Below are 5,699 nucleotides of genomic sequence, written 5' to 3' on the forward strand. Positions count from 1 at the left end.
CACCAGGGCGGGCCAGATAGATCGCGGCATCGCAGCCGAAGGCATGGCGATGGCCCTCGGCCGGCAACGCCTTCTCGTGCGTGCCCCAACCCAGCTCCGCCGGCTGGCAGCCTTCGCCGATAAAGCCGTCGATCGACCAGGTATTGACGAACTCGCCGGGCTTCTTCGGCCGGCCAGCCGCCACCTGAGTATCGCGCTCGGCGATGTGCACGGCCTTGATGCCGAGATCGCGCATCAGCTTCGCCCAGCCCGCGCGGTCGCCCGGAACCTCGTGTGCAAGGTCCAGGTCGCGCGCCATGGCGAGCAGCGCCTCCTTCAGAAGCTGCGACACGAGGCCCGGGTTGGCACCCTGCGCCACCACGGCGGTCAGCCCTTTGCCCAGCTCCCGCCGCAAGGCCAGGGACTGCTCGCGCAGTCCGTAGTTGGAGCGCTCGGAGGCGGACTTGCTGGTGTCGGTGTAACCGCCAGCCCAGGGCTCGATGCAGGTGTCGAGGTAGAGGGCACCGCGCGCCCGGGCGAGCCGGATCAGGGACAGGCTCTCCACGTCGACCGACAGGTTCAGCAGGAAGTCGCCCGGCCGGAGCAGGGGCGAGAGCACCTCCTGGTAGTTGCTCCGATCGAGCGTGCGCACGCGATAGTCGACGCCGAACTCAGCGGCGGCGGACCGGCCACGCTCATCCGCCGTCACGATGGTGATCTGGGACGGTGAGGCCACGACATGGCGAAGCAGGAGCGGCAGGACGGCTTGGCCGATGGAGCCGCAGCCGACCATGAGCAGGCGGCCGGTGAACTGGCAAAGACGGGTCACGGGCGGACCTCCGAAAGAAGGCACACGAAAAGGTCAGATGGTCCAAGGCCCCTGCCGATCGGCAGGGCGAGCAGGGTGGAGGCGAGCGCACCGGCTCGCCTCCGCTTCTGCGTGTCCGGCTGTTCGACGGACGCGGGTCAGGCGTGCAACGGAGCTTCCCGCTGCTGGTCGGGCCGTTCGTTCAGGGCACGCTCCAGGCGTTCCAGCCGCTGCTCGATCGCCTCGAACCGCTGGGTAGTGGTGAGCTCGGTCGGCGGCAGACCATCGGCTACGGCCGCCTCCACCAAGCGGGTGAGCCAGGCTCCGACGGTGAGGTCTGCCGTCCAGGCGGCCTCGGCCGCTGCCTTCTGCAGGTGAGCCGGGACGCCGCGCACGGTCCAGCGCTCGCCCTTCTCGGCCTTGATGACCGGAGGCTTGCTGCGTGCGGTCTTGCTGTCTCGTTTACTCAACTGCTTTTCCTTGGCGGCAGACATGTCGGCCATGGCTGCCGAGCGCGTTGCATGTAGGGGCGGCGCTCCTGCTTGGCAAGGGCAATGTCTGCCGTGTCTGCCGCGTCGGCGCATGGGTGACATGCGGCCATGCATGGCCGACCGCCAAGTGTAGCGAAGACTCTCTGGTGGCGGGGCTTGACCGGCTGAGAGGCAGGTGTACCAGGCTCCACTTCTTGCAGCGCCGACGGATCCTGCTCCTCCAGACCTGGTTTTCCCTGGGGAGCCGCGACTCGCAGGCTTCAGCCATCCCGCCCACTACCCACCCGATCGAGCCTGTCCCTGATCTCCATCATGCGGCGGAGGCGATCGACCTCACCTGTCCTCTTAACCTCCTTGTCTGACGAACTGCTCAACGGTTTCCCAGGGCCCTCGCCCTTGGTTGCGGTAGCCCAGGTGCGGTCGCTCATGGTTGTAGTGGATGAGCCAGGCATCGAGATCGGCCTGCAGCGCCTCGACGCTCTCGAACAGCTTGGCGTGCATCGCCGGGCGGAAGAACTCCTCCAGCACGGTGCCGTTGAAGCGCTCGACGAAGCCATTCGTGCGCGGGGTGCGCACTTTGGTCTTCCGATGCTCGATGTCGTTGCGGGCAAGATAGAGCTCATAAGGGTGTCGCTCGGTGCCGCAGAACTCCCGTCCGTTGTCGGTGAGCACAGCGGAGACTGGCAGGCCCAGCTTCGCGTAGAACGGCAGGACGTCCCCCGGGTCCGGCTTCGCCGACCTGAGGGCAGGCTCAGTGCAGCACGGCCACCGCCGATTCTGGCTGCTTGGAAACGTGCAGGAAACCGAAGGCGTAGGAGCTGTGGGTATCGACCACCGCATGCAGGTACACCCGGCCGATGCCCTTGAGCACACCGACCATGAAGGTGTCAGATGAGAGCAACTGGCCCGGCCGCCCGCTCTCGACATGGCGCTCCTTGAAGCAGGGGTTGAGCTTCTCCAAGAACGCCACTTGCTCCGGGGCAAGCTCGATCACCTGATCGGCGTTCTGCCGTTCCAGAGCCAGCCACCGCTCATGCCGGCTGCCCAGGTTCTTGTCGTTCAGGATCTTCTGCACGGTGATCGCCGACACCCGCCGGCCCTCCAGGGCCAACAGCGCCTCGATCCGGTTGCAGTCATCATCGGTCAGCAGACGGATGATCCGACGCCGAAGGACCGGCGGTCAGGAGACCGCCGAGGGGGCCGGATGCGCCAGCGCCAATGCCTCGATCCGCGCCGCCATGAGTCGTCAGCAAGACGACTCATCCAACTGCAAAGCAGGTGCGGTCAGGAGACCGGACAGGCCTCCGGCGGCGTGGTCATCGGGTGGCTCTTGGCGATCGGTGGCAGGTCCTTGAGCCCGTCCAAGCCATGGGTCTGAAAGCGCCGCTTCCACTCATAGAAGCTGGTCCGGTCGATCCCACCACGCCGGCAGGCCTCGGTGACGTTGTTCAGCCGCTCGGCCAACTCCAGCACCGTCAGCCGCCGGTGCGCCAGCTTCTCGTTGGCGTCCTTGGGCACCATCTTGCGCGCTGCTTCGGCCACCATCCTTCCTCCCGATCCGCAGCCTGAACCTGCTCAGGCCGCAAGACAAGGAAGTTAAGAGGACAGGTGACGACCCACTTCCTGCCGGCAGCTTAGGATCCGCGTCCAGGAAGCACGACAAGAGTTAGGTGCGCATCAGTTACTCCCTGCGCGGAGTGTTCGGGAGCGGCCGCCCAGGCGCTGGTTGTAAGCATCACAGCTGAAGTACCCGAGGTCGATGCCAATGATTAGTCCGGCACCAAGCAACGAGGCATGACGACTGAATGCCTGTCGTTCAAGCCGCCACCACTCTCTGCAGGGAGCAATGCTTTCTTGGCGAGAGCAAGAGCCTTTGGCTGAACAAGCCGTTGGACGCCCTCAGGATGATCAGGCTCTGCCGCCAATGATGCAGTTCGACGACCCGCGCGCGCGTCACAAGACGATGACAATCTTTTGTCATTCCAATCTGTCTGGCGAATATTGTCCTAGATGGTGCAGTATCCCCCAAAATCATCCTGAGATTTTTTGTCATTCAGCAGTCAAGAAGTGAGATTAACAGCCGTGCTACTTCTTGATCACCAGGGCGCCCCTGCGACGGGATCAGCTCCCGCTGCTACACGAATCCAATTTGTTGTCAGCGTATCCATCACAAGGGGGCGTGTCATGCTCGGGTCGTTCATTTCCTATATCGGCAGCTGGCGAACGGCGAGAGCCGGCTTGGCAGGTTTGGTCGGACTAGCTTTCGCACTGCTCAGCTCGTTTGCGCACGCAGAGCCAATCCGCGGAGCAGGTTCGACCTTCGCGGCGCCAATCATCAACCAATGGTCGCACACCTACGAGGCGGTGCGTACGGACGGCGGCGACTATTCCTCGCCAGACTGGCGAGTGGACTATGAGCCGGTAGGCTCGCTCGCTGGGATCATGCGTCTCAACCAAGCGGAGATGGATTTCGCTGCCACTGACATGCCGCTGCCACCCGACGATCTGGCAAAACGCGGCTGGACGCAGTTTCCGATCGTCATGGGCGGCGTGGTGGTGGTCGCCAACGTCGACAATGTTGGAGCCGGTGCACTCCGCCTGTCTGGTCCAGTGCTGGCCGACATCTATCTCGGCAAGGTCCAGAACTGGTCCGATCCCCAGATCCAAGCGCTCAATTCTGATCTGCCGCTCCCGGACGCGCCTATCGAGGTGCTGCACCGGCAGGACGGCTCCGGCTCGACCTTCACCTTTACGAGCTTCCTCTCTGAAGTCAGCCCCGAGTGGCGGGAGAAGTATGGCGCCGACACGCTGATTGCATGGCCGCTGGGACGCAGCGAGAAGGGCACGAGTGGCCTAGCGGCGCTGACCGCCGCGACGAGAAACAGCATCGCCTATCTTGAGTACGGCCAGGCCGTCCGGGCCGGTCTGCCCTTCGTGTCGCTGCAGAACCAGGCCGGCGCCTTCGTGCCGCCGACGCCCGAGGCCTTCCAGGCCGGGCTGGCCGAGGTCGAGTGGGACGCGGCGCGCGACTTCCATGTCGCCACGACCAATCTCGCTGGCGACGCGGCCTATCCCATGGCCGCGGTGACGTTCGTCATCCTACCCAAGGATCGCGGGCAAGGACGTGTCAATCGGGTGCTCGACCTGTTCCGGCTCGCCTTCGAGCAGGGCGCGCAGGACGCATCCACGCTCGGCTACATTCCCATCCCAATCGAACTCGCCAGCCGGATCGAAGCCTACTGGGCGAAGAACCTCGGCTCGGTGAGCAACTAGGCTCCGTGGAGCCGCTTTCCCAGGACCAGGTGCTCTCATGGAAGTCGATATTTTCAAAGACATACTCGTGCCGGTCATCGGCGGGCTCGGCATCTTCATGCTGGGCCTGGAGTTCATGGCCAACGGCATCCAGGCGCTCTCCGTCAACAGGATGCGCGAGTTTCTTGCCAAGGCGGCCGGAACACCGATCAAGGGCGTGGTGGCCGGCACGTTGATCACCGGCGTCATCCAGTCATCGACGGCGATGACGGTGATGGTCGTGGGCCTGGTGAACGCTGGCGTAGTGGCGCTGAGGCCTGCGATCAGCGTCATCATGGGCGCCAACATCGGAACGACGCTCGGCAATGGCCTGATCGCGCTGCCGCTGGGTCCGCTCGGGCTGATCCTCGGCGGCCTGTTCGCGCTGCTCTACTGCTTTGCCAAGAGCGAGAGGACGCGGAACATCGCGCTGGCCTGCATGGGCTTTGCGCTGATCTTCTATGGGCTCAACCTGATGACGGGTGGCCTGCGGCCCCTGCGCAACATGCCGGAGGTGATGGAACTGCTTCAGACTCTGACGGCAGACAGCTACTTGAACCTGATCAAGTGCGTCCTCATTGCTGCCCTTGTCACCGCGATGATCCACTCCTCCTCGGCGACGATCGGCATCGTCATGGGGCTTGGCGCCGCTGGCGTCCTCGACTGGACGACCGCCGTCGCCTTCTCGCTCGGCGCCGACCTCGGCACCACGATTACCTCTTGGATCGCCTCGCTCAACCTGTCGAAGAATGCCAAGCGCGCCGCCTATGCGCACATCTCCTTCAACATCATTGGCGTGTGCATCACCGTTCCGCTGTTCTTCGTCTCGATCGAGATCCTGCGATGGGCCATGCAGTGGTTCGGCGGCGATCCCAGCATCCCGGTGGTGATCGACGGCAAGGAGACCTTCCCGCTGGTGCCGGTGGCGGTCGGCATCTACTCAACGGTCTTCAACGTCTTCAATACGGCGTTGCTGTTCCCCTTCGTGGGCGTGTTCGAGCGTGTTCTTTCGCGCATAGGCCGAACCGACGGGGAGGATATCGAAGACTTCTCGACCCCCAAGTTTCTGGACCGCCAGCTCGCCAGCGACTTCGCCGAGGCCATCCCCGCGGTGCAGAAGGAGACCGCCC

Annotated in this window: 4 protein-coding genes and 1 pseudogene; 2 read left to right on the forward strand and 3 right to left on the reverse strand. The window is 64.2% G+C overall.

The genetic code is table 11. The annotated features are described in order from the left end of the window. The 3 genes and pseudogenes from EQG76_RS27745 to EQG76_RS27755 form a co-directional block, all read right to left on the reverse strand. Nucleotides 1-772 (reverse strand): saccharopine dehydrogenase NADP-binding domain-containing protein (locus EQG76_RS27745; RefSeq protein WP_200841180.1); only part of this gene is annotated, 772 nt, incomplete at its 3' end. A gap of 173 nt (nt 773-945) precedes the next feature. Beyond that, on the reverse strand, nt 946-1,281 hold the full coding sequence (locus tag EQG76_RS27750) for a hypothetical protein (protein ID WP_159718306.1): 336 nt from the start codon (nt 1,279-1,281) through the stop codon (nt 946-948). A 342-nt stretch (nt 1,282-1,623) separates the two neighbouring features. Then, nucleotides 1,624-2,823: pseudogene (locus EQG76_RS27755) on the reverse strand (integrase core domain-containing protein). Nucleotides 2,824-3,360: 537 nt separating this feature from the next. On the opposite strand from EQG76_RS27755, the gene pstS reads away from it, so the two are divergent. Both pstS and EQG76_RS27770 read left to right on the forward strand, forming a co-directional pair. Continuing rightward, nucleotides 3,361-4,551 carry a phosphate ABC transporter substrate-binding protein PstS gene (gene pstS, locus EQG76_RS27765; protein WP_200841178.1) on the forward strand — a complete coding sequence of 397 codons (1,191 nt, stop codon included), beginning with the start codon at nt 3,361-3,363 and terminating at the stop codon, nt 4,549-4,551. A 37-nt stretch (nt 4,552-4,588) separates the two neighbouring features. Continuing rightward, a partial coding sequence (locus EQG76_RS27770; RefSeq protein ID WP_200841179.1) for a Na/Pi cotransporter family protein occupies nt 4,589-5,699 on the forward strand: 1,111 nt, incomplete at its 3' end.

It is taken from the genome of Geminicoccus flavidas (genome assembly GCF_009806515.1).
Classification (GTDB): Bacteria; Pseudomonadota; Alphaproteobacteria; order Geminicoccales; family Geminicoccaceae; genus Geminicoccus; species Geminicoccus flavidus.